Below are 22,033 nucleotides of genomic sequence, written 5' to 3'. Positions count from 1 at the left end.
CGGCCATCAAATCAACTGGCGGATGTTGATCGGCTGGCGGGCTTGACCAGCACGGGAGGTGCCGGTGAGTGAGTTCCCCTTTGCGGCGGTGGTCGGGCAGGAGGCGCTGAAAACCGCGCTGCTGCTTAACGTGGTTAACCCCCAGATAGGCGGCGTGTTGATTAGCGGCCCCAGGGGCAGTGCCAAATCAACCCTGGCGCGGGCATTGGCCGCCATCTTGCCGCCGGATGGCCAGGGGCAGACACCGTCATTCGTGACGCTGCCGCTGGGCGCAAGCGAAGACCGCTTGACGGGAAGCCTGGATTTGCAAAAGGTACTAGCCGAGCGGGAAACCACCTTTCACCCAGGGTTGCTGGCCAAGGCCCACGGCGGCGTGCTGTACGTGGATGAAGTCAATCTGCTGCCCGATACGCTGGTTGATTTGCTGCTCGATGTGGCGGCCAGCGGAACCAATATCGTCGAGCGCGACGGCATCAGCCATTCCCACCCGGCGCGTTTTAGCCTGATCGGCACCATGAACCCGGATGAGGGCGAGCTTCGCCCACAGTTGTTGGATCGCTTTGGGCTATGCATTGAGCAGGCGGGTACGATGAGTATTGATGAACGTATTGCTATCGTCCAGCAGCGCGAAGCCTTCGACCGTGACCCAGCGGGGGCGGCCCGTCGCTTCGAGGAGGCCCAGGCCGCGTTGACCGAGCGTATCCACCAGGCGCAGCGCCAGCTCGCCGAGGTTACGACCCAGCCTTGGGTGTACCAGGCCATCGCCGCGCGCTGCGAAGCGGCCGGGGTGGAAGGGCTGCGTGCGGATGTTACCTGGCACCGCGCCGCTCGTGCCTACGCTGCCTGGCGCGGTGCTAGCGAGGTGGAGCAACAGGATATCGAGACCGTCGAGCCCTGGGTGCTCAATCATCGTCGCACCCAATCGCCCGAGCAAAACCAAAACCCGCCGTCTGCGCCGCCGCCGAATGAACCGCCTTCGGAAGGGAACGGCGGTGCGTCATCATCTACTGGTTCGTCATCAACGACTAATGCGTCGACCGGTGGGTCATCCGATCAGCGCGGCGAGCAGGGCCAGTGGGGCGCTATGCCGCCTCAGGCTCAGTCAACCATCCAGCAGTCGACGCTTAACCTGGCGGATACGCCAAACGTTATTGGCCAAGCGAAAACGGCGGATACCCCAGCCTCGGCCGGAAAAGGACGTGTATTTGGTAAGGGGCGCTCGCGGGTTGAAACCACTCGCCTGGACGGCTTTGGCACCCTGATCGCCAACCGCGGCCAGTGGCCCTGGCGAACGCTAAAAATGCGCAAGACACAGGCCGGGCAGCCAAGGGCACACCTGGTGCTGCTGGATACCTCCGGCTCCACCCTGGGGCAGCGCTTGCTGGGCCAGGCGAAGGGGCTTGTGGAGGCGCTGGTGCGCCAGGCCTATACGGCACGCGAGCAGGTCGCCGTGGTGGGGTTTGGCAACGGCGGCGTGGTGCCGCTTCTGTCGCGGCGTCGCGCGCCCAAGCGCGTACAAGCGGCGCTGGAGGCCACCACCGGTGGTGGTGGCACGCCGCTGCGTAAGGCGGTGATCGAAGCCAAACGCCTGATCCATCAGTGGCAGCGGCGCGAGCCCGGGCTGCATATCCGCACCTACCTGATTACCGACGGCCGTACCCGCGAATCCGTCGCCGATCTTGGCCCGCTGGGCGACTGCCTCTTGCTGGATACCGAGTCGTCGAAAATAAAACGCGGCCAGGGCGCGCGCATCGCTGAGCAACTGGGCGCCAGGTACGCGACACCCCTTTCAGGACACCCTTTTGGACACCAAGGTTGGGAAACCCCATGAGTGACGATCGCCATATCAGCCGCATGCAGCGCAAAAAGGACGTGGTCGATGAGCGCATCAGCCGCGCCACGGAAGAGCGCGGGGTGTTGATCCTGCTCAAAGGCAACGGCAAGGGCAAAAGCAGCTCCGCGCTGGGCACTCTGGCGCGCGCGCTGGGCCACGGGCAGCGCTGCGCGGTGATTCAGTTTATCAAGGGGCGCCGTGAGACCGGCGAGTACCTGTTTTTCCGCGATCAGCCCAACCTTGACTGGCACATCATGGGCCAGGGGTTTACCTGGGAAACCCAGGACCGCGAGCGCGATATTGAAGCCGCTCAGTCGGCGTGGGCAGTGGCCAAGGGGTTGCTTGAAAACCCTGACTACCACCTGATTGTCCTCGATGAAATGAGCTACATGTTCAAGTACGGCTACCTCGACCCGCTGCCGGTGGTCGAAGCGCTTAAACAGCGCCCCGCCCACCAAAACGTGATTATTACCGGGCGCACCATGGCGACGCCGCTTCAAGAGATTGCCGACACCATCAGCACGGTACAGGACGAGCGCCACGCGTTTCGTGGCGGTGTTAAAGCCCAGGCGGGGATCGAATACTGATGAACACAGCCAACGCAAGCTGCCCAGCGCTGTTTATAGCCGCGCCTTCGTCGGGGCAGGGCAAAACCACCGTTACCGCGGCGCTGGCCCGGGCGCTGCGCAACCAGGGCAAAGTGGTGCGCGTGTTTAAAACCGGCCCTGATTACCTGGACCCCCAGGTGCTAGCCCAGGCCGCTGGCCAGCCGGTCGATCAGCTGGACCTGTGGATGGCGGGCGAAGCCTACTGCCGCCAGCGCTTTTATGAAGCCGCCCAAACCGCGGACATGATCTTGGTCGAAGGGGCCATGGGGCTGTTTGACGGCGAGCCCTCCAGCGCGGACTTGGCCGCCCTGTTTGATTTGCCCCTGGTGGTGGTGATGGACGTCAAAGGCATGGCGCAAACGGCGGGTGCGCTGCTGGCGGGCCTGGCGGGTTTTCGTGACGATATCCGCATTGTCGGTCTTATTGCCAATAACTGCGGCTCCCAGCGCCATCGCGAGCTGATCGAGACCACCCTGCCGCAAGGTATCCCGTTACTCGCTGCCATCGCCCGCAACCCCGAGCTTGCGCTGCCCGAGCGCCATTTGGGGCTGGTGCAGGCCGATGAGATTCGTGATGACCTGGAGGTGCGCTTTGAAAAGGGCGCAAGCGTGGTCGAGGCGGAAAACCTCCCCCAAACGCTGCTCACCCTGCCGCCGGTGACGTTTACTGCCCCGGCAGACGTTGTGACAGTGGACTTGCCGTCGCTTGCCGGGCGCACCATCGGCGTGGCTAAAGACGCCGCGTTCAGCTTCATTTACCAGGCCAACCTGGATCTGCTCGAGCAGATGGGCGCGCAACTGCGCTTTTTCTCGCCGCTTACCGATAGCAACTTGCCCAGCTGCGATGCGCTGTGGCTACCGGGGGGCTACCCGGAAATCCACTCCGCGACGCTGGCGGCCAATTCAGCCATGCGCGCGGCCATCAGGCAGTTCTTTATCGACGACAAGCCGATACTTGCCGAGTGCGGTGGGCTGCTTTACTGCCTGGAAACCCTGACCGACTACGACGACACCACCCACACCATGCTGGGCCTGCTGCCGGGCCACGGTGCCATGCGTGGGCGTCGGGGCTGCCAAGGGATGCAAACCGCTGCGTTGCCTGAAGGCCCGGTGCGCGGCCATGCCCACCACCGTTCGATGGCCGAGGGAACGCCAGAGCCCATTGCCCATGGCGAACGCCAGCGCCACCCCGCGCCAGGGGAAGCCATTTTTCGTGACCGCCGGTTGACGGCTACCTATTTACACCTGTTTTTTGCCAACAACCCTGCCGCGATCGCGCTGCTGTTTAGCGGCAAAACGTCGCCAGCGCGCCAGCCTATCGATTTTGAGGACACACTTCATGCAGTTAAATAAGATACCCGCCACCGTGGTGACCGGCTTTTTGGGCAGCGGTAAAACCACCCTGCTGGCGAGCATTTTGCGCCAGGTGACCGGCAAGCGAATTGCCGTGATCGTCAATGAATTCGGCGAGCAGGATATCGACTCAAGCCTGCTGCGCGGCTGTGCGCTCGACTGCGAAGACGGGCAGGCGGTAGAAGGCGAAGACAGCGGCATTTTCGAGCTGGCCAACGGCTGTATCTGCTGCACGGTAGAGGAAGAGTTTCTGCCGGTGATGAAAAAGCTGGTCGCCCGCCGCAACGATATCGACCATATTCTGATCGAAACCAGCGGCCTGGCGCTGCCCAAGCCGCTGGTCCAGGCCTTTAACTGGCCGGAGGTGCGCCAGCACTGCACCGTCGATGCCATCATTACCGTCATTGATGGCCCCGCGGTGGCCGCCGGTCGTTATGCCAGCGATGTTGCCAAGGTAGAGGCCCAGCGCCAGGCCGACGAAAGCCTGGATCACGACCCCAGCCTGCAGGAGCTGCTCGACGACCAGCTCAGCGCGGCCGACCTGGTGCTGGTCAGCAAAGCGGACCTGTTAAGCCCGGATGATAAAGCCCGCGTCGAGGCGCTGATTCAGGCGCGCGTGCCGGCATCGGTGAAGTGCCTGTTTATCGATCAAACCCTGACCACCAATACCGTGCAGCTTGAAGCCTTGATGGGTATCGGCGCGGCCAGCGAAGAAAACATCGACCTGATCGCCAACCACCACGATAAACACCACGCTGAGGGCGCGCATCACGACCATGCCCACGACAACTTTGATTCCTGCGTGATCAGCCTGGGCGAAGTTGACGGTGATCTGCTGGCCGCCAAGCTGCAGCACATTGTCAAAACCCAGGAAATCTACCGGGCCAAAGGCTTCGCAGCCATTCCCGGCAAGCCGATGCGCCGAGTCATTCAAGCCGTGGGCGAGCGTCTCGATGGCTATTTCGACCGCCTGTGGGCGGAAGGCGAGACGCGTCAAACCCAACTGGTCATCATTGGTAAAGCGCTGGACAGCGACGCGCTGCGTGACGCGCTTGCCGAAGCAGAGGTCACAGCAGCCGCCTAATGCACCTTTTTGCCGCCAAACCCGGTGGCTTTGTTGATGATGAAGGCATTGTCGATCTTCAACAAAGCCCTGCGGATGTCGTGATTCTCTCGGCCGCCGACAGCAACCTCTCGGCCCTGGCCCAGGCGATCGATCGCCTGGGCGAGCGCTATCCGTCGGTGCGTCTGGCCAACTGGATGAACCTGGTCAAGCCCGCCGCTTTTGATCTCTACGAAGACCGAGTGCTGGAAAAGGCGCAGCTCGTGGTCGTGTCGATGCTGGGCGGTCAGGCCTACTGGCAATACGGCTACGAGCGCCTCTTGGCCTGGCAGCATGCCAAGCCAGGCCGTCAGCTGATTCTAGTGCCGGGCTGCGACGCGCCGGACGATGCGCTGCTGGAAGCCTCAAGCGTCGACTACGACAGCGCCTACCGGGTATGGCGCTACCTGCGCGAAGGCGGCGTGGATAACGCCGAGCAGCTGCTGCGCTACCTGGGCAGCGAATGCCTGGCGTTGCCCACCACCTGGAAGGAACCCAAGGTGGTTCCCACGGCGGTGATCTATGCGCCCAACGACGCTTCCAGCCAGACTGGGCGACAGGTGATGAGCCTGAGTGAGTGGCGGGCAAACCAGCAGCCGGAACGGCCGGTGTGCCTGCTGCTGTTCTACCGTAGCCATTTGCAGGGCGCCAATACGTTGGTCGTCGACGGCATGATCGAGGCGCTTAAGGGGCAGGGGCTCGAGCCACTCGCCATCGCCGTTGCCTCGTTGAAAGAGGCTGACTGCATTGCGTTTATCAATCACCTCATCGAGCAAACCGGCGCCATGCTGGTGGTCAATACCACCAGCTTTTCGATCAACCGCAATTCCGACGATACCTACCCGCTGGGCGGCGCGATTCCCGAGAGCGTGTTCGTCGGCCAGCCGGTGATTCTGCAGGCGATCCTTTCCAGCAGCACCGTCGAGGATTGGCAGGCTTCAGCCGCCGGGCTGAGAAGCCGCGATGTGGCGATGCAGATTGTATTGCCCGAAATGGACGGCCGGGTGATCACCCGGGCGGTGGGCTTCAAGGCGGAAGCGCTTTATAACGAGCGCAGCCAGCTGTCGGTGACCCATCACGCCCTGCACCCGGAGCGCGCTGAGTTTGTCGCCAAGCTGGCGCGCCGGTTCTGCCACTTGCGCACCACGCCCAATCACGCCAAACGGCTGGCGCTGGTGCTGGCGAATTACCCCAACCGCGATGGTCGAATTGGCAACGGCGTAGGGCTGGATACCCCCGCCTCGACGCTGCAGATATTAACTGCGCTGCAAACCGCGGGTTACCCGGTCAGCGACCTGCCCGAGAGCGGCGATGACCTGATCCGCCTGCTGCAGGGGGCGGTGACCAACGACCGCAACGCCATCGACCAGCGCATGTGCTGGCAAAGCATCGACGTTGACGACTACCTGGCCTGGTTTCAAACCCTGCCCGCCGCGCTAAAGGAAACGGTATGGACGCGCTGGGGCGCGCCTTCTGATGACCCCAAATGCCGTCAGGGGCGGCTGATGATCTCGGGTATCCGGCTGGGGGAGACTTTCGTGGGTATCCAGCCTGAGCGCGACTTTATCGAGGATCTCACCCAGTCCTACCACGATATGCAGCTGGCGCCGCCGCACAGCTACCTGGCGTTCTACTTTTGGCTGCGCGAACACTACCAGGTGGAAGCGGTGATTCACGTGGGCAAGCACGGCAACCTTGAGTGGCTGCCGGGCAAAAGCAGCGCCTTGAGCGCTGACTGCTGGCCGGATATCGCGCTGGGCCCGGTGCCGCATTTCTACCCGTTTATCGTCAACGACCCGGGCGAGGGCGCCCAAGCCAAGCGGCGCAGCCAGGCGGTGATTATCGACCACCTGATGCCGCCGCTGGCCCGCGCCGAGCTGTATGGTGATATGGCCAAGCTGGAAGCGCTCACCGACGAATATTACCAGGCGCTGGATATGGACCCCCGGCGAGAGGCGTTAATCCGCGAGCAGATTCTGGATCACCTGCGCGAGACCGGCATCGACCAGGAGCTGACCAAAGCGGTCGACAGCCAGGACGAAGCGCTGATCCTCAACGAGCTGGATACCTTTTTATGCGACATCAAGGAATCGCAGATTCGTCACGGCTTGCACATTCTCGGCACGCTGCCGCCAAAGGATAAAGTGGTTGGTACTTTGGTCGCCCTGCTGCGGCTGCCGAGGGGCGAGAGCATTGCCCAACGCGGCCTGCTGCATAACCTGGCCGATGATTTGGCCCTGCAGGGCGAAAGCCAAACGCCCTTTGACCCGCTGATGGCCGACGCCGAGCCCTGGACGGGGCCCCAGCCGAGCGTGCTACGCGAGCTGGATAGCGCCGCCTGGCGCAGCGGCAACGACACCCGCGAGCGGCTGGAAGCGCTGGCCCATCAGCTGGTCGAGGCGTACGTGGTAGCGCCGGGCAGCCTGGCGGCGTTGGCCGCCCACTATCCTGCCACCGCCGAGCAGCTGCGCTACGCCCGGGACCAGCTGTGGGTAGCGCTTCAGCAGAGCGCCGAGTTGGAAATCAGCTCGCTGCTTGATGGGCTTAGCGGCCTGTTTGTGCCACCGGGGCCCAGCGGCGCACCCAGCCGTGGGCGATTGGATACGCTGCCCACCGGGCGCAACTTCTTCAGTGTGGACAACCGCTCGATTCCATCGCCCGCCGCCTGGACGCTGGGCGAAAAATCCGCCCAGGCGTTCGTCGAACGCTACCTGCAGGATAACGGCGACTACCCCCGTCGCCTGGGGCTCTCCATCTGGGGCACCGCCACCATGCGTACCGGCGGCGATGACATTGCCCAGGCCTTTGCGCTGATGGGCGTGCGCCCCATCTGGTCGCTGGGCTCGCAGCGGGTGATCGATATCGAAGTGATTCCCTCCATGCTGCTCAACCGCCCGCGGGTGGACGTCACGCTGCGGGTGTCCGGCTTCTTTCGCGATGCGTTTCCCAACGTGATCCGCCTGTTTGATGCCGCCGTGCAGGCGGTGGCGAGCTACGCCGAGCCGGGCAACAGCAACACCATCCGCGAAGCGGTGATGGCGCGCCAGCAAACGCTGGAAGCCCAGGGGCTGAGTGCTGAGATGGCCGCCCAGCAAGCGGGCTATCGGGTGTTTGGCAGCAAACCTGGGGAGTACGGCACCGGCCTTAACCGGTTGATCGACAACGGCGCCTGGGAGAGCGCGGATGACCTGGCAAAGGCCTACCTGGACAACGGCGCCTACGCCTACGGGCAGTTTGCCGAGTCCGGCACGGCCGCCCCGGATGCCTTCGAGCAGCAGCTTAAAGGCCTGGAAGCGGTGATGCAGAACCAGGATAACCGCGAGCACGATATCCTCGATTCCAACAGCTACTACGCCTTCCAGGGTGGCATGGCCAACGCCAGCCGTTCGCTGAGCGGCAAAACCCCGGCGATTTACCACGCCGACCACGCCAACCCGGCCCAGCCCAAGATTCGTACGCTGAAAGAAGAGCTGGCCAAGGTGATTCGCTCGCGGGTGCTCAATCCCAAGTGGATCAACGCCATGCGCGAGCACGGCTATAAAGGCGGCTTCGAGATGGCCGCCACGGTGGACTACCTGTTTGCCTACGACGCCACCACCGACCTGGTCGCCGACTACCAGTACGCCCAGGTGACCGACGCCCTGGTGCTGGACGACGCCAATCAGCAGTTCCTGCGCGAGCATAACCCCTCGGCGTTGGAAGAAATGGCCGAACGCCTGCTCGAAGCCGCCCAGCGCGGCATGTGGCAGGCGCCCGGCGAGCAGGGCGACGCGCTGAAAGACCTGTTGCTGGAAATGGACGAGGCCAAGGAGGTTGCGGCGGATGTCGGCTGAGCCTCGCATCAAAGGCTGGTGCCCCGGTGCCTGGCGGCCGATGGCGACCGGCGATGGTTTACTGGTGCGCGTGCGCCCACGGCTGGGTCAGCTATCGCGGGCTCAAATGCTGGCGTTATGCGAAGCTGCTGAAAATTTCGGCAGTGGTTTGATCGAACTCACCAGCCGCGCCAATTTCCAGCTGCGCGGCGTGACCGATACTAGCTGGCCGTCGTTAATGGCCTTTCTGGTTGAGCATCAGTTAGTCAGTTCCGACACTGAAGCGGAACGCCAGCCGCAGCTGATGCTGGCGCCACACTGGCAAGCCGGGGATGACTCGCCTACCATTGCCAGCCTGCTGCAGGCGCGGGGCAGCGAATTAGCCGCCATGCCCGGGAAGGTAGGAATCGCCATCGATGCGGGAAAAGCGCCGGTACTTTGCGACAGCGCCGCTGATTTTCGCATTGAGCGCTCAATGGAAGGCGGCCTGCTAGTGCGTGCCGATGGCCATGGATTAGGCACCGCAGTGAGCGATGCTGAAGCCGCCGTTGAGCAGCTAATTCGCCTAACCCACTGGTTTGTTGAGAGCGGCGGCTGGGACTCCGGGCGTATGCGGCGCCACAAAGCGCCATTGCCGGATTGGGCGCCTGCTGATACGCCGCCAGCGCCACTCGGCGCTAAGCTGGCGATAGGCAGCCATCCCGCTGGCCAGGTGGTGGGGATGCCCTTTGGGCGCGCCACCGCCGCAACGCTGCGTGATTTGGTAGCGCCTGCCAGTGTCACCGCCGTGCAGGTCACGCCCTGGCGGCGCTTGCTGGTTAAACAGAGGCTAGGGCAGGCCGATACAGCGCCAGCGGTTGATGGCTTAATCCGGCATAATAGCGACCCGCGGCTATTGATGGATGCCTGCCCCGGCGCGCCCTACTGTGAACAGGCGAGCGTCGCGACCCAGCCCCTTGCCGAGCGGCTAAGCGACCTGAAAAACAGCAGCGTACATCTATCCGGGTGCTCTAAAGGTTGCGCCCGCCGCACACCAGCCGATGTGTGCCTGGTGGGCCAGGCAGGCCGATTTAATCTTATTGTTAACGGCAGTGCCGATAGCACGCCGGTTAAAACAGATCTCACTGAGAGTGACGTAATCGCATATTTGGAGAGTTTGGGTGCCCTATAAGTACGAAACACACGGCCCGGCGATTTACCAGCAGTCGTTTGCCATTATCCGCAGCGAGGCGGACCTTGCCCGTTTTTCAGCGGAGGAAGAGACGGTAGCGGTACGTATGATTCACGCCGCCGGGCTGGTGGAGTTAGCCGCGCATATTCACTTTCAAAACGACGTGGTCAATAAAGCCCGCGCCGCGTTAGAGCAGGGCGCACCGATTCTATGCGATGCGCGGATGGTCTCCGAAGGCATCACTCGCAAGCGGCTACCCGCCAACAACGATGTCATCTGCACCCTTAACGATGAGCGCACCCCCACGCTCGCCCAGGAGATGGCCAATACCCGCTCGGCGGCGGCGCTGGAACTGTGGCGCCCACACCTTGAGGGGGCCGTGGTCGCCATTGGCAATGCGCCCACCGCGCTATTTCACCTGCTCAATATGCTTGAAGATCCAGGTTGCCCGCGCCCTGCAGCGATTATTGGCTGCCCGGTAGGCTTTGTTGGTGCAGCGGAATCCAAGGAAGCGCTGTTGGCGACTACTGAACTTCCCAGCTGTATCGTGCGCGGCCGTCTGGGTGGCAGCGCGGTGACGGTAGCGGCTATTAACGCCATGGCGGATCGTATCGAATGACCCAAGGGACGATAGTCGGGGTTGGCCTAGGGCCGGGAAGCCAGGACTTGATGAGCGTGCGCGCTGACCGGCTGATCCGCGGTGCTTCTCATGTCGCCTACTTTCGCAAGAAGGGGCGTACCGGCCATGCGCGTGGCATCGTCGAGGGCATGCTGGCGCCCGAGGTGACCGAGCTTGCCATGGAATACCCGGTGACCACGGAAATTCCCTTTGATGACCCGCGTTACAATGAGCTGCTGTCAGCCTTTTACGAGCTCAGCGTGGCCCAACTGATCGAGATGGCCGAGGCCGGTTGCGATGTGGTGGTGCTCTGCGAAGGCGACCCGTTCTTCTACGGCTCTTTTATGCACCTTTATACGCGACTGCTGAACCGCGTGCCGGTCTCCGTAGTGCCGGGGATCACCGGCATGTCGGCGGCCTGGACCGCCACCGGCCAGCCGATTACCTGGGGCGACGATATCCTCACTGTGGTGATGGCCACGCTGCCGGAGGCGACGTTGGCCGAGCGCATCGCCGAGACCGATGCCCTGGTGGTGATGAAAATTGGCCGCAACCTGGGCAAACTGCGCCGGGCGCTGGCCCACGCCGGTCGCGAGGATGAAGCCTGGCTGATCGAGTACGCCGCCATGCGCCAAGAGCGGGTCCAGCCTTTCAAGGACGCGGGTGAGAGCGTTCCCTACTTTTCGATTGTGCTGATTCACGGCCACGGGAGACGCCCATGAGCGGCTGGCTGAGAATCGTCGGGCTGGGGCCGGGCAGCGAGCAACAGGTGACCCCCGAGGTGTCGGCGGTGCTCGCTGAGGCGACGGATGTGGTGGGCTACGTCCCCTATGTTGAGCGGGTCGCACCCAGGGTGGGGCTTGTTCGCCACGGCTCGGACAACCGCGAAGAAATCCAGCGGGCCGAGCAGGCGCTGACGATGGCCGCCGATGGCCGCCGCGTGGCGGTGGTCTCCTCCGGCGATCCGGGCGTATTTGCCATGGCCTCGGCGGTATTTGAAGCGCTGGAAGTCGGGCAGGTTGAGTGGCGAGGGCTGGATATTCAGGTGCTGCCGGGGATCTCTGCCATGCTGGCCGCGAGCGCCCGAGCAGGCGCGCCGCTGGGGCACGATTTCTGCTGTATCAATCTCTCCGACAACCTCAAGCCCTGGGCGCTGATTGAAAAGCGCCTGCGCCTGGCTGCCGAGGCTGACTTCGCCATGGCGTTCTACAACCCGCGCTCGAAGGCCCGCCCGGAGGGCTTTGCGCGTACGTTGGAGGTGCTGCGGGACGCCTGCGGGCCGGAGCGGCTGATCATTTTTGCGCGGGCCGTTTCGGCCCCAGATGAGTCAATTCGCGTCACCACCCTGGAGCAGGCGACGCCGGAGATGGCGGATATGCGCACCCTGGTCATCGTGGGTTCCAGCCAGACGCGGCTTATTGAAAGAAGCGGCTCTAAAGCGAGCGAGCCATGGGTTTATACCCCCCGCTCGGTGGGCGCAGAAAGCCAGGCCAGTACATCATCCAGGGCGTGACACTCCCGGCGTGAAGGCAGGGTGGGCCGCTCAATCACCACTACCGGTAGGCCCAGCACCCGGGCGGCGGTGAGTTTGGATACCGCGCCGTCGCCGCCAGCGTTCTTGCACACCAGGCGCTCAACGCCGTGGTCTTTGAGCAAGGCCAGATCGCCTGCCATGCTGAACGGGCCCCGGTCGACGGTGACGGTATGGTGGGGAAGCGGTAACGGGTGGTCGAGGCGGTCGACCAGCCGCAGTAAATAGTGATGCTGCGGCATAGCGGCAAACGCCTCCAGATGCTGGCGCCCAATGGCTAACATGATGCGCTGGGGCGGGCCGTCCAGCTGGTTGACCGCTTCTGCCATACTGGCAACCGGCGTCCAGTCGTCGTCGGGCTGGGGTTGCCAAGCCGGGCGGGTGAACGCCATCAGGGGGATATTACACTGCGCCGCTGCGGCCAGCGCGTGGCGGCTCATCTGCTCAGCGAAAGGGTGGGTCGCGTCAATCAGGTGGCTAATGCCCGCTTGCTGAAGGTACGCGACGAGGCCATCAACGCCGCCAAAGCCGCCAATGCGGGTCGGCAAGGGTTGCGGTTTTGGGGTGCTGACACGCCCCGCATAACTAAAAGTGGCCGGGATCGCACGCTCAGCCAGCAGGCTGGCCAGGGCGCTGGCCTCTGAGGTTCCGCCAAGAATCAGGATATTCATAGTGGTTAACGGTAACGAGGTTCCCTGGCTGACGATAATAGGCTGGGGGGAGAGTGGCACACAGGGTCTTACCACGGCAAGCCGCGAGGCGCTTGAGCGTGCCGAGGTGGTATTTGGCGCGCGCCGACACCTACGCCTGCTTGAACCCCTGCGCACTGACCAAAGCGCCGACCTGAGAACCGACTTGAAAACCAAGCTGCGTGAATGGCCGGTGCCGTTTGCCGACGGCATTCCCCAACTGCTCGCCGAGCGCGGCCGCCGCGTGGTCATGCTGGCCTCCGGCGACCCCTTCTGGTTTGGCGCAGGCACCTCCATCGTTAGCCACCTTGAGCCCCAGGAATGGCAGGCACTGCCGTCGCCCTCGACATTCAGCCTGGTGGCTTCCCGCCTGGGCTGGCCGCTTCAGGACTGCACCTGCCTGGGCCTGCACGCCATGCCGTTAACCCGCGTCCGCCCCTACCTGCAGCCCGGCAGGCGCGTGCTGGTGCTGGTACGCGACGGCGACGCGGTAGCGGAGCTGGCGGCGCTGGTCGAAAGTTTTGGCTTTGCGAATTCCCGGCTAACCGTACTGGAAGCCCTGGGCGGCGAGCACGAGCGGGTGCGCACTTTTTCGGCCGCCGCCACACTGCCCGATGACATCGCGCATCCAGTAGCGGTAGCGCTTGAGGTCGCAGGTGAAGGGCCCGCATTGCCACTGACGCCCGGATTGCCCGATCACTTTTTTGACCACGATGGCCAGATCACCAAACAACCCATTCGCGCCATGACCCTGGCCGCGCTGGCCCCAAAGCCCGGCGAACGGCTATGGGATATCGGCACCGGCTCGGGCTCGATTGCCATCGAGTGGCTGCTGGCCCACCCCGACAACCAGGCAGTAGGCTTTGAGCAGAACGCCAGCCGCGCCAGCCGCGCCGCCCATAACGCCCGGCAACTGGGCGTCGACTGGCTTGAGGTAAAAGAGGGCAGCGCGGTTGAGCGCTTAAACGATGCACCGCCGCCGGATGCGGTGTTTATCGGCGGTGGGCTCTCCCAGACGCTGTTAGACACGTTATGGGAACATCTGCCGAGCGGCGTGCGCATCGTCGCCAATGCGGTGACGCTGGAGTCCGAAGCGCTGCTGGCCCACTGGCACCAGCAGGCGGGCGGCGAGCTACTGCGCCTGGAGCTTGCCAGCGCCGCGCCGCTGGGCACCCGCCGCGGCTGGAAAGCCAGCTACCCCATCGTGCAGTGGCGGGGCGTTCGATGAGCGGGCAGGAGCGAAAAGTCGTGGGCTTTGGTTTTCGTCGCGGTGCGTCGCTCGCCTCGCTGGCGGCGTTACTCGATACGCTGACCCAGCGCTTTGGGGCCATCGACGCCCTGGCCGCGACGCAATCCATGCGCCCGCTGGTGCAAAGCCTCGGCCAGGCGCGTTGCCTGAATGTCATCCTGGTCGCCGATGCGCACCTGCCAAGCGTCACTACTCTCACGCAATCCGCGCAAAGCCTGCAGGCGCGGGGGACGGGCAGCGTGGCCGAAGCGGTGGCGTTGTTGGCCGCCGGGCCAGGGGCAGAGCTGCTCGGCCCACGGCACATTTCCGCTGACCGGCAGGCAACGGCGGCCATCGCCATAGGAACATCATTATGACCGTTCATTTCATCGGCGCCGGGCCAGGCGCCCCGGACCTGATTACGCTGCGCGGACGCGACCTGATTGCCGCGAGCCCGGTGTGCCTCTACGCAGGCTCGCTGGTGCCGGAAGAACTGCTAGAGCACTGCCCGCCAGGGGCGCGCATCGTCAACACTGCGCCGCTGTCGCTGGACGAAATCATCCAGGAAATCCAGGCTGCCCACGCGGCTGAGCAGGATGTCGTGCGACTGCACTCGGGGGACCTATCGGTATGGTCGGCGGTGGGGGAGCAGACCCGCCGCCTGCGCGCGCTGGAGATTCCCTACACTATTACCCCCGGCGTACCGTCCTTTGCCGCCGCTGCGGCCAGTTTGGGCCAGGAGCTGACCCTGCCGGGCGTGGCGCAATCGGTGGTGCTGACCCGGACCTCCGGGCGTGCCAGCGCCATGCCGGACAACGAAACCCTGGCCAACTTTGCCCAAACCGGCGCGACGCTGGCGATTCACCTGTCGGTTCATAACCTCGAAAGCGTGGTGGAGTCACTTACGCCGTACTACGGCAGTGACTGCCCCGTGGTCATTGTGTGGCGTGCCAGCTGGCCCGATGAAAAAATCATCAGAGGGCGCCTATCCACCGTTGAGGCGTTAGCCGCCAACACGCTGCAGCGCACGGCGCTGATTCTCGTCGGGCCGGTGCTCGAGAGCCAGGACTTCCAGGAGAGCGCGCTGTACGCCGTGGGCTACGACCGCCGCTTTCGGCCACAGTCCGCGGACTCGCCGTTTGCCAACCTACCAGACGAGGAGGGCCGTGACGGATGACGACGCTTTCGCTGATCGGCATCGGCACGGGCAACCCGGACCACGTCACGCTCGCCGCCGTGCGCGCCCTCAATGACGCCGACCTGATCCTGCTGCCGCGCAAAGGCGAAGCCAAAAGCGACCTGGTCGACCTGCGCCGCCTGCTGTGCCAAACCCTGCTGCGCGAGCCCGAGCAGGCCCGAATCGTCGAGTTCGACCTGCCTAAGCGAGGCGAGCGGGGCGATTACCTGGGCGCCGTAGATGAATGGCACCACGCCATCGCCGAGGTGTGGGCATCTCTGATGGCGCGCCACCTGCCCGAAGGCGGGCGGGTCGGCATGCTGATCTGGGGCGACCCCTCGCTTTACGACAGCAGCCTGCGCATCGCCGAACGCCTGAGCGCCGCCGGGGGACAAGTAGACGTCGAAGTGGTGCCGGGCATCACCAGCCTGCAGGTGCTCACCGCCGAACACCGCATACCGCTGAACGCCTTGGCCGAGCCCATCCAGATCACCACCGGCCGCCGCCTGCGCGAACGCGGCTGGCCAAGCGACGCCGCCACGGTCGCCGTCATGCTCGACAGCGGCGGAGCCTTTACTGCGTTGCCCGACAAAGATACCTACATCTGGTGGGGCGCCTACCTGGGCATGGAAAAACAGTGCTTGATCAAAGGCTGGCTAAGCGAGGTCAGCGACGACATCATCCAGCGCCGCGTCAGCCTGCGTGAACAGCACGGCTGGATCATGGATATCTACCTGCTGGCCAAGCAGCCGCTGATATGACGCCGGTATCAATATGGAATGTTTTTCCATAAAATAACCGCATCGACTAAATGACTGCGTTTTAGGAGCGACCATGAGCTTTTACGTTTATCTATCCGGCGAGATCCACACCGACTGGCGCGACGAAATCCAGCGCGGCGCCGACGCGGCAGGCCTGGACATCGTCTTCACCGCCCCGGTGACCGATCACGACGCCTCGGACGCAGCCGGTGACCACCTCGGCAAACCCGAAAATGGCTTCTGGCGCGACCACCAGTCCTCCAAGGTCAACGCCATCCGCACCCGCACGATGATCGAACAGGCCGATCTGGTCGTCGTACGCTTCGGCGACAAATACAAACAGTGGAACGCCGCCTTCGACGCAGGTTATTGCGCAGCCCTAGCCAAGCCCTACATCACCCTGCACAGCGAAGATATTATCCACCCGCTGAAAGAAGTCGATGCTGGTGCGCAAGCCTGGTGCACTACTACCGATCAAGTGGTTGAAACCCTCCGTTACGTTCTGAAAGCATAAACCCAAGGCGCCTCCCTCAATCCCGTCACTGCATCAGTGGTGTTGCACCGGTGTTGTGGGAGGGCGCTTCAGAGCGCGAAGACCTAGCCACATAAACAATCCAGCCCAATAGAGTGCCAGGCCACTATTACGATTGGGCTTCGCTCGCTATGCACTAAAAAACCATTGAAATCAAAAGATTGAGAAGGTGTGGCGCGCGTAACGCTTGGCAAGGAACGAGTCAAAAGGCATCTGCGAAGAGGGCCACGCCAGTTACCTTTAATAAGCATCAGTACCTGAGTTGGCTTCTTCTTTCGAACGAAACGAAACCCATGCGATGCCTCTTTTCCTCTAGATAATCAATTTAACGCAAGACGAAGATGCCACCAAAATCCTATTAAGACCTTTGGCTAGCCAATTTCATCAAATTATTGCGTGACCTAAAGTAAATTTGTGAATAAAGTATGATTGAAGAGAGCAAATGAGAAAGTACGCGAATTTTGGATACATTACCGAGCAATCAAATAGTTGAAATTAATGTGTTGTGTTTTATAGAGGGTTACATAACATTAACGAATGTGCTGTCGCTTTTATAGCTGTTATGTGGTAAAGCGTATGCTTGATGTTAAACGAGAATTATAGATGAATAATGGAGTGATAAATTGGCTGACTTAGTAGACGTAGTAACGAAAAAAAGGAATACGTTAAAAACTGATAGATTAGATATGTCTTTCGGTGAGCTAATGAATATTTTTGAAGATGGCGACTTATTCATTACCCCAGAGTATCAACGTGTTTTTCGATGGTCGGATTTTCAGAAAACTAGATTTATAGAATCTGTTCTTTTAGGAATTCCAATCCCACCTATTTTTGTTGCTGAAGATGACGATGGGCGGTGGGAAGTTGTAGATGGACTACAGCGGATATCAACAATATTTGCATTTTTTGGATTGTTAGAAAGTATGCCAGAAAAGAACAATTCTACACTTACTCAAGGTGAAATAGTAAAAGAGCTTGAAGGTGTAACAATTGATAGTATGCCAATAAAGCTTAAAACTACTATTAAAAGATCGGTATGTAGAGTCGAAATTGTTAAATGGGATAGCAAAGAAGATATTAGATATGAGCTATTTAATCGATTGAATACTGGTTCAAGCCCTCTGTCTGATCAGGAAATTAGAAATTGTATTTTTCGAGCATATGATGTTGATCTAAACAAGATTCTTAAGGAGATTGCACAGCTACCAGAATTTGAAAGCCTTATTAGTCCAAGCGATACTAAAAAGGAGCAGATGTTTTTGGAAGAGCTAAGTTTGCGTTACTTTGCATTTAAGTATCTAACAAAAGAATTTAAAACAACAGTCCCGCAATTTTTAACTGAGTTTATGCAGTCAGTCTCTAAAGGTGAAATATTATTTGATCTTGAGGAAGAAAAAGAATCCTTCGTTGAGTTAATAAAAATACTTAACAATAAGTATGGGAAGGGTGTTTTTAGACCGAAAGGTAATTTTGCGTTACATATATTTGACTCTATATCATACGCATTGCCTAAAGTTATGGATGACTTTTCAGGTAATCAGGATCATATATTCAGTTTAATTGATAAGCTGCAGAGTGATCAAGAATATAACGACATTGGAACCAGCACATTTTCAAATATGCGGATTAGAAACCGTATGAATCGTGCACTGGAGATTTTCAGTGGCTCATAAAGTTGTCGAAGAAATAGTTGAAAACAATAGCTGGCGAGACGGCGAATTTGCCAAATTTAAAAAAATAGCGATTAGTACAGACGAAAGTCTTTGGTGTCGAATGTGCATACCTATGATTTATGCACATTGGGAGGGGTTCGTTGTTAGCTCCCTAAAAGCTTTAATTTCACACTTAAATACACTCGAGCTACATCCTGAAAATATACCCACAAAATTAGTTGTTGTTGGTCTTGGTGAGTCGTACAAGACTTTAAGTGGTAAACAATCTTTCGATCAACGAATTGATTTCACGGAAAAATTTAAATTACTATATAAAAATTCAATAAAATTTAACAGTAAGATAAATACGAGATCTAACTTAAAAAGTGATGTCTTGAAAGAATTATGCGAAATGTTTGGGTTTAACCACAGAGCTTTTTCAGACAAAATGAGTGACATTGATCGGCTAGTCAGTATTAGAAACAGCATTGCACATGGTGAAAACTCAATAGTCCCTGATATGGCCAATGTAATTAAATATATCGACTCTGTGAACGCTGCCATGGATATACTTGTAAAAGAAATTGATCTTTTTTTAGTAAATGAAGAATTTTTGTTAAAAGAAATCGCCTAACAATTGCATAAACTAGATATTTCTGCAATTGCTCCTGTTACACAAGAATTAAGTCGATGTCTCCCCTGATGGAGTGGCGCTAGACTTTAGAGACTGATTTTGCTAACAAGGAAATTGGATATGTGGAAGTGTTTCAGTGAAGAATATTCCATAGTTTTGGGCGAAGTAGAGGCTGAACTGCCCATTAAGGAGTTATGCTAGCGAGCAGCTCAATTATGAGCGTGCCGAGCGCCTCTATGTCGGCGCTTAATCACAGGTAAAATGATGCAAGTGCAAGAAGGTTCCCATTGCGGAGCGGAAGCCACTGAGTCGCTCTTGTGCCGCCAATTAGGTCTGGTCAATGTATTTTGTATTTGATCGTACTGTTGAGAGACGAGTGATATAGAACATAGTCGTTGTCGATGATGGTACCTTTGAAGCAGTAGCCATCGTGCCCGAGCGTGCCATTTGTGGACTGTCATTAATGCGGATTCTGAACCACCTATTGCTGCAGCGTAGGCTACCTAACGCCATTCGTACTGATAATGGCAATTAATTCTGTGGGCGCTATGTTGACGTGGGCTCATCAGCGTGTTGTTGTCCTTTTTTAATTGAACTTGGAAACATAATTAAAACGCCTACGTCGAAACGTTCAATGGTCACTTTATAGATGAATGTCTGAATGTGCATTAGTTCACCAGCCTTCATCATGCCAAGGTCGTCACCAAGGAGTGGTGACTGGAGTACAACGAGGAAAGACCGAAGAAGAGTCTTGGTGGGCTGCCCCCTCCAGCCTATGCTAAGCAACTGGCAGAAAAACACGATAAAGTTACTTCTGACTCTAAACCTGGCCGCTACTAAGAATGGGCAGACGTCGCTGCGTGACCAATATCATTTTTCAAAGCGCTGCAGTTATTCCATGAATTCAAATTATTAAAGGCGATCCACCGATATTATGACGAGAAAAACACTAGGTCTGAAGGCAAAAAAAGAGATAGATACCAAGCCCACCGACGAAGTTGAAGATCAATTCCCTAACGATCCCGAAAAACGTTTTTTAAATGGCGTCGCGATTCATCCTTCCCCACGCATCTATTTAGAGCCTGGCTCTCAAGAGCGTACTGCGCGAGCGATGGATTTGATTACGCCCATTGGGATGGGGCAGCGGGGGTTGATTGTGGCGCCGCCAGGCTCTGGCAAAACGACGATGTTAAAACATATCTGTCAGGCCGTGGCCGAGGCGCATCCTGACATAAAGCTGTATGCCTTGCTGATAGATGAGCGCCCGGAAGAAGTGACCGATTTTAAGCGCAGCGTGTCGGCAGAGGTGCATGCCTCGTCGTCAGACGAAACCTACACACACCATGTGCGTATGGCCGATAAGCTGCTTGAGTCGGCGCGAAAGCAAGCAGGCGAGGGGCATGATGTGATGATCGTGATCGATTCGCTTACCAGGCTTTCGCGCGTTCATAATGCCGAGCAGCGGGGCAACGGCCGCACTATGTCGGGTGGGTTGGATTCCCGTGCGATGGAAATACCACGAAAACTGTTTGGCGCTGCGAGAAAGATCGAAAACGGCGGATCGCTCACCATTCTGGCCACCGTGCTGGTGGATACGGGAAGCCGTATGGATCAGGTGATTTTCGAGGAGTTTAAGGGCACGGGCAATATGGAACTGGTGTTATCCCGAGAAGTGGCCAATCAACGGATTTTCCCTGCGATAGATATTGCCAAAAGCAGTACCCGTCGAGAAGAGATTTTGATTGATGCAAAGGATATTGAAAAAGTACGCACATTGCGTAGGGCGTTGACAACACTTAAGCCAGTAGAAGGCGCGCAGAAATTGCTTGAGTTATTGGATAAATATCCCACTAATGCCGAGCTATTAGATGCGTTTTTACCCGCCTAGTGGTTAGGCCTCGTACGAAAGCTGCCTGAGCTCGGCCACCGGGTGCGTCATGACCGTAATCACAGCCACTCAGGCGCGCAGCAGCATATATCGGCTAATTGATGAAACTGTCGAGTCCCACCAGCCAATCGTCATCATGGGTAAGCGGAACAAAGCCGTCTTGGTATCCGGAGAAGATTGGTCAGCCATTCAGGAAACACTTTACCTACTCTCCGTACCCGGTATGCGGGAGTCTATTCGCGAGGGGATGAATACCCCCATGAATGAATGCGATGAGGAGCTGGGCGGGTGATATGGAAGCTGGTTTACACCCAACACGCCCATAATGACGCAAAGAAACTGGCATTCAGCGGACTCAAGTCAAATGCCAATTACTGGCATTGATAGCAGAAAACCCCTAACGTAAGCCGCCTCCATTTGAGAAGCTCATTGGCGATCTTGCGGGTGCCTATTCACGCCGCATCAATATACAGCATCGTCTGGTCTACCAAGTGCTTGAGGATGAGCGAGTGGTGAAAGTGCTTAGGCTCTGGAGCCACTACGAATAAAACGTAAACAGCTGCTGTTGCATTATCTGCCGAGTTTTACTTGGCTAGCGTTGCCAAACCCGCTGGAGGGCTTGCGAAGGCCATGGCACATTATGAACCCAGTTATCCAAGAAGAAATATCCGGTTGTGGCATCGCATCATGCGCGGTGCTTGCGGGCATTACCTATGCCCAGGCCAAAGAGACAGCCAATGCTTTAGGTATCCATGCCGAAGACACAGCGCTTTGGTCAGACACCGAGTACGTGCGTCAACTTTTACGTGCGTTCGATATAAAGGCTGGGCCCACGCAGACGCCTTTCGATACCTGGGAGAGCCTGCCAGACAAGGCGCTGTTGGCGATTAAATGGCGCATGGAGCAGGGCAGGCCTTTCTGGCATTGGGTGGTATTTGTTAGGAGTGAGCAGGAGGCCGTGGTGCTGGATTCCAAAAAATCTTTGAAAACAAACACTCGCCGCGTCTTTGGACGCATCAAGCCCAAGTGGTTCATCCGTATAGATTGAGGCTTGATGGTGATTATCCAGGGTTGCTATCAAGGGCTATGAGCTAGCGTTTGGTTGTTGTTGGGCTCTCGCTTTTTGCTCAGCCTGATCAAGAAGCACCGGCCCGCTACCCGATTCAGCCAGTTTGTCGTCTGGGTTATAGAGCGGGCAACTGGTCATGCTCAGGCAGCCACAGCCTATACAGCCCGCCAGGTTATTACGCAGCTTTTGTAGGTAGGCAATCCGGCCATCCAGCATCTGCTGCCAGTTTTTTGAAAGCTGCTGCCAGTCTTCAACCGTCGGTGTGCGGTTATTGGGTAACGATTCAAAGGCCCGCTTGATCTCTTCCAGGCTGACGCCGACTTTTTGCGCGGCTTTAATCACTGAAATCCGCCTTAGCACTTCTGCCTTATAAC

At 58.8% G+C, this 22,033-nt stretch carries 21 protein-coding genes and 2 pseudogenes; 21 read left to right on the top strand and 2 right to left on the bottom strand.

Annotation, left to right across the window (positions count from 1 at the left end):
* Positions 1 to 64: 64 nt before the first annotated feature.
* Genes HVA01_RS12905 through cobJ form a run of 9 tightly spaced genes read left to right on the top strand, consistent with a single transcriptional unit; the run spans position 65 to position 12,011 of the window.
* Entirely contained in the window at positions 65 to 1,831 is a 1,767-nt protein-coding gene (locus HVA01_RS12905; RefSeq protein ID WP_146875823.1) for an ATP-binding protein, read from the top strand.
* Positions 1,828 to 2,421, top strand: a complete 594-nt coding sequence (cobO, locus tag HVA01_RS12900; protein WP_146875822.1) for a cob(I)yrinic acid a,c-diamide adenosyltransferase — start codon at positions 1,828 to 1,830, stop codon at positions 2,419 to 2,421. Before HVA01_RS12905 ends, cobO begins: the two co-directional genes overlap by 4 nt.
* A complete protein-coding gene (locus tag HVA01_RS12895; protein WP_146875821.1) occupies positions 2,421 to 3,794 on the top strand; it encodes a cobyrinic acid a,c-diamide synthase CobB in 1,374 nt (457 codons plus the stop codon). The genes cobO and HVA01_RS12895 overlap by 1 nt, the downstream gene beginning before the upstream one ends.
* The gene (gene cobW, locus HVA01_RS12890; RefSeq protein WP_146875820.1) at positions 3,781 to 4,878 is read left to right on the top strand and encodes a cobalamin biosynthesis protein CobW; all 1,098 of its coding nucleotides are present in this window, start codon (positions 3,781 to 3,783) and stop codon (positions 4,876 to 4,878) included. Before HVA01_RS12895 ends, cobW begins: the two co-directional genes overlap by 14 nt.
* Positions 4,878 to 8,729 carry a cobaltochelatase subunit CobN gene (gene cobN, locus HVA01_RS12885; protein WP_146875819.1) on the top strand — a complete coding sequence of 1,284 codons (3,852 nt, stop codon included), beginning with the start codon at positions 4,878 to 4,880 and terminating at the stop codon, positions 8,727 to 8,729. The genes cobW and cobN overlap by 1 nt, the downstream gene beginning before the upstream one ends.
* Positions 8,719 to 9,879, top strand: coding sequence for a ferredoxin-like domain-containing protein (locus HVA01_RS12880; protein WP_146875818.1), 1,161 nt, complete (start codon positions 8,719 to 8,721; stop codon positions 9,877 to 9,879). Before cobN ends, HVA01_RS12880 begins: the two co-directional genes overlap by 11 nt.
* The gene (locus HVA01_RS12875) at positions 9,869 to 10,498 is read left to right on the top strand and encodes a precorrin-8X methylmutase (protein WP_146875817.1); all 630 of its coding nucleotides are present in this window, start codon (positions 9,869 to 9,871) and stop codon (positions 10,496 to 10,498) included. The genes HVA01_RS12880 and HVA01_RS12875 overlap by 11 nt, the downstream gene beginning before the upstream one ends.
* Positions 10,495 to 11,220, top strand: a complete 726-nt coding sequence (gene cobI, locus HVA01_RS12870) for a precorrin-2 C(20)-methyltransferase (RefSeq protein ID WP_146875816.1) — start codon at positions 10,495 to 10,497, stop codon at positions 11,218 to 11,220. The genes HVA01_RS12875 and cobI overlap by 4 nt, the downstream gene beginning before the upstream one ends.
* On the top strand, positions 11,217 to 12,011 hold the full coding sequence (gene cobJ, locus HVA01_RS12865; protein WP_146875815.1) for a precorrin-3B C(17)-methyltransferase: 795 nt from the start codon (positions 11,217 to 11,219) through the stop codon (positions 12,009 to 12,011). Before cobI ends, cobJ begins: the two co-directional genes overlap by 4 nt.
* Here the strand turns inward: cobJ and HVA01_RS12860 are convergent.
* Positions 11,954 to 12,700 (bottom strand): cobalt-precorrin-6A reductase, encoded by a 747-nt coding sequence (locus tag HVA01_RS12860; protein WP_146875814.1) that lies wholly within the window; start codon positions 12,698 to 12,700, stop codon positions 11,954 to 11,956. The genes cobJ and HVA01_RS12860 overlap by 58 nt on opposite strands.
* Here HVA01_RS12860 and cbiE point away from each other — a divergent pair.
* The 12 genes and pseudogenes from cbiE (at position 12,699) to HVA01_RS12800 (ending at position 21,638) form a co-directional block, all read left to right on the top strand.
* Entirely contained in the window at positions 12,699 to 13,946 is a 1,248-nt protein-coding gene (cbiE, locus tag HVA01_RS12855) for a precorrin-6y C5,15-methyltransferase (decarboxylating) subunit CbiE (protein ID WP_146875925.1), read from the top strand. The two genes, HVA01_RS12860 and cbiE, sit on opposite strands and share 2 nt — an antisense overlap.
* A complete protein-coding gene (locus HVA01_RS12850) occupies positions 13,943 to 14,323 on the top strand; it encodes a cobalamin biosynthesis protein (RefSeq protein ID WP_146875813.1) in 381 nt (126 codons plus the stop codon). The genes cbiE and HVA01_RS12850 overlap by 4 nt, the downstream gene beginning before the upstream one ends.
* Positions 14,320 to 15,123, top strand: a complete 804-nt coding sequence (gene cobM, locus HVA01_RS12845) for a precorrin-4 C(11)-methyltransferase (RefSeq protein ID WP_146875812.1) — start codon at positions 14,320 to 14,322, stop codon at positions 15,121 to 15,123. The genes HVA01_RS12850 and cobM overlap by 4 nt, the downstream gene beginning before the upstream one ends.
* Entirely contained in the window at positions 15,120 to 15,884 is a 765-nt protein-coding gene (gene cobF, locus HVA01_RS12840) for a precorrin-6A synthase (deacetylating) (RefSeq protein ID WP_146875811.1), read from the top strand. Before cobM ends, cobF begins: the two co-directional genes overlap by 4 nt.
* Positions 15,885 to 15,957: 73 nt before the next feature.
* Positions 15,958 to 16,398, top strand: coding sequence for a YtoQ family protein (locus HVA01_RS12835; protein WP_146875810.1), 441 nt, complete (start codon positions 15,958 to 15,960; stop codon positions 16,396 to 16,398).
* A gap of 641 nt (positions 16,399 to 17,039) precedes the next feature.
* The gene (locus HVA01_RS12830) at positions 17,040 to 18,089 is read left to right on the top strand and encodes a DUF262 domain-containing protein (protein ID WP_146875809.1); all 1,050 of its coding nucleotides are present in this window, start codon (positions 17,040 to 17,042) and stop codon (positions 18,087 to 18,089) included.
* Entirely contained in the window at positions 18,079 to 18,702 is a 624-nt protein-coding gene (locus HVA01_RS12825; RefSeq protein WP_146875808.1) for an MAE_28990/MAE_18760 family HEPN-like nuclease, read from the top strand. The genes HVA01_RS12830 and HVA01_RS12825 overlap by 11 nt, the downstream gene beginning before the upstream one ends.
* Positions 18,703 to 18,898: 196 nt before the next feature.
* Positions 18,899 to 19,542, top strand: a pseudogene (locus HVA01_RS17870) (integrase core domain-containing protein); the annotation flags it as partial.
* A 94-nt stretch (positions 19,543 to 19,636) separates the two neighbouring features.
* Positions 19,637 to 20,590: a transcription termination factor Rho gene (gene rho, locus HVA01_RS12820; protein ID WP_146875807.1), complete on the top strand. Its 954-nt coding sequence runs from the start codon at positions 19,637 to 19,639 to the stop codon at positions 20,588 to 20,590.
* Between the two features lie 49 nt (positions 20,591 to 20,639).
* Positions 20,640 to 20,882, top strand: a complete 243-nt coding sequence (locus tag HVA01_RS12815) for a type II toxin-antitoxin system Phd/YefM family antitoxin (RefSeq protein ID WP_146875806.1) — start codon at positions 20,640 to 20,642, stop codon at positions 20,880 to 20,882.
* A pseudogene (locus tag HVA01_RS12810) lies at positions 20,879 to 21,138 on the top strand (Txe/YoeB family addiction module toxin). The gene HVA01_RS12815 and the pseudogene HVA01_RS12810 overlap by 4 nt, the downstream one beginning before the upstream one ends.
* Before the next feature lie 92 nt (positions 21,139 to 21,230).
* Positions 21,231 to 21,638: a hypothetical protein gene (locus HVA01_RS12800; protein ID WP_146875805.1), complete on the top strand. Its 408-nt coding sequence runs from the start codon at positions 21,231 to 21,233 to the stop codon at positions 21,636 to 21,638.
* Positions 21,639 to 21,674: 36 nt separating this feature from the next.
* Here HVA01_RS12800 and soxR read toward each other — a convergent pair.
* Positions 21,675 to 22,033 (bottom strand): redox-sensitive transcriptional activator SoxR (gene soxR, locus HVA01_RS12795; RefSeq protein ID WP_146875804.1); only part of this gene is annotated, 359 nt, incomplete at its 5' end.

It is taken from the genome of Halovibrio variabilis (assembly GCF_007991175.1).
Classification (GTDB): Bacteria; Pseudomonadota; Gammaproteobacteria; order Pseudomonadales; family Halomonadaceae; genus Vreelandella; species Vreelandella variabilis.
Note: the sequence above shows the minus strand (reverse complement) of the source record. Positions and strands in the feature narration are given on the sequence as shown.

What these genes read in the sequence shown, in the direction of transcription:
- cobO (WP_146875822.1), top strand. Translation starts at nt 1,828, where the DNA reads ATGAGTGACGATCGCCATATCAGCCGCATGCAGCGCAAAAAGGACGTG.
- HVA01_RS12895 (WP_146875821.1), top strand. Translation starts at nt 2,421, where the DNA reads ATGAACACAGCCAACGCAAGCTGCCCAGCGCTGTTTATAGCCGCGCCT.
- cobW (WP_146875820.1), top strand. Translation starts at nt 3,781, where the DNA reads ATGCAGTTAAATAAGATACCCGCCACCGTGGTGACCGGCTTTTTGGGC.
- cobN (WP_146875819.1), top strand. Translation starts at nt 4,878, where the DNA reads ATGCACCTTTTTGCCGCCAAACCCGGTGGCTTTGTTGATGATGAAGGC.
- HVA01_RS12880 (WP_146875818.1), top strand. Translation starts at nt 8,719, where the DNA reads ATGTCGGCTGAGCCTCGCATCAAAGGCTGGTGCCCCGGTGCCTGGCGG.
- cobI (WP_146875816.1), top strand. Translation starts at nt 10,495, where the DNA reads ATGACCCAAGGGACGATAGTCGGGGTTGGCCTAGGGCCGGGAAGCCAG.
- cobJ (WP_146875815.1), top strand. Translation starts at nt 11,217, where the DNA reads ATGAGCGGCTGGCTGAGAATCGTCGGGCTGGGGCCGGGCAGCGAGCAA.
- HVA01_RS12860 (WP_146875814.1), bottom strand. Translation starts at nt 12,700, where the DNA reads ATGAATATCCTGATTCTTGGCGGAACCTCAGAGGCCAGCGCCCTGGCC.
- HVA01_RS12850 (WP_146875813.1), top strand. Translation starts at nt 13,943, where the DNA reads ATGAGCGGGCAGGAGCGAAAAGTCGTGGGCTTTGGTTTTCGTCGCGGT.
- cobM (WP_146875812.1), top strand. Translation starts at nt 14,320, where the DNA reads ATGACCGTTCATTTCATCGGCGCCGGGCCAGGCGCCCCGGACCTGATT.
- cobF (WP_146875811.1), top strand. Translation starts at nt 15,120, where the DNA reads ATGACGACGCTTTCGCTGATCGGCATCGGCACGGGCAACCCGGACCAC.
- HVA01_RS12835 (WP_146875810.1), top strand. Translation starts at nt 15,958, where the DNA reads ATGAGCTTTTACGTTTATCTATCCGGCGAGATCCACACCGACTGGCGC.
- rho (WP_146875807.1), top strand. Translation starts at nt 19,637, where the DNA reads ATGACGAGAAAAACACTAGGTCTGAAGGCAAAAAAAGAGATAGATACC.
- HVA01_RS12815 (WP_146875806.1), top strand. Translation starts at nt 20,640, where the DNA reads ATGACCGTAATCACAGCCACTCAGGCGCGCAGCAGCATATATCGGCTA.
- HVA01_RS12800 (WP_146875805.1), top strand. Translation starts at nt 21,231, where the DNA reads ATGAACCCAGTTATCCAAGAAGAAATATCCGGTTGTGGCATCGCATCA.